Annotated in this window: 2 protein-coding genes; both read right to left on the bottom strand. The window is 59.0% G+C overall.

Annotation, left to right across the window (positions count from 1 at the left end; all coding sequences use genetic code 11):
- Nucleotides 1-430: NAD-dependent epimerase/dehydratase family protein (locus IB248_RS30895; RefSeq protein ID WP_192242243.1), on the bottom strand; the 430-nt coding region annotated here is incomplete at its 3' end.
- Between the two features lie 2 nt (nucleotides 431-432).
- The coding region (locus IB248_RS30890) for a UDP binding domain-containing protein (RefSeq protein WP_281419732.1) at nucleotides 433-758 on the bottom strand (326 nt) is incomplete at its 5' end.

The raw sequence follows: 758 nt of genomic DNA, 5'->3' as shown, positions 1-758 counted from the left end.
GGTCTGTCTCACGGAAGGGAATGGACGGATTGGCGCCGTAGATCGACGATGTCGAGGCCAGCATGAGATGGTTGACGCCAACATCCTTGGCGATATCGAGGATGTTCCAGGAGCCTTCGAGGTTCGATGTGAGATAGGCTTTCGGGTTTTCCAGGCTGTAGCGGACGCCGGCCTGTGCTGCGAGATGCACCATCACATCAGGCGCCGCGCTGGCCACGGCCTCTTCCAGGGCTTTGCGATCTTCGAGCATCGCTGTCACCGGGCGGAAGGCCGGAAACTGCGCCAGCGCCGCATTGCGCATGTGCTTGAGCTTGATGTTGTAGTAGTGCGTCATGCCGTCGAAGCCGACGACTTCGTGGCCATCCTGCAGCAAGCGGCGGGCAAGATGAAAGCCGATGAAGCCAGCAGTGCCGGTGATGAAATAGCGCATCTCTACTTCTTCTCGTTCTTCTTTCCGATGGCGAAATAGCTGAAGCCATGCTTGGTGACTTCGGCGACGGGATAGATGTTGCGCAGGTCAACGATGGTCGGGGTCTTCACCAGCGACTTCATCCGCCTGAGATCAAGCGCTCGGAACTCGTCCCATTCCGTGACGATGACGATGGCATCCGCGCCTTCTGCAATCTCGTACGGGTCGCGGCCGTAGGTGATGGGGCCGATAACCTCCTTCGCCATTTCCATGCCTTCTGGATCATAGGCGTGAACGTTGGCGCCGCCATCCAGCAAGGCCTGGATGATGGTGATCGATGGCGCGTCGC

Origin of the sequence: Rhizobium sp. RHZ01 (assembly GCF_014851595.1) — a bacterium.
GTDB lineage: Bacteria > Pseudomonadota > Alphaproteobacteria > Rhizobiales > Rhizobiaceae > Rhizobium > Rhizobium altiplani.
The sequence above is the reverse complement of the archived record's forward strand: the minus strand, read 5'-3'. Positions and strand labels throughout refer to the sequence as shown.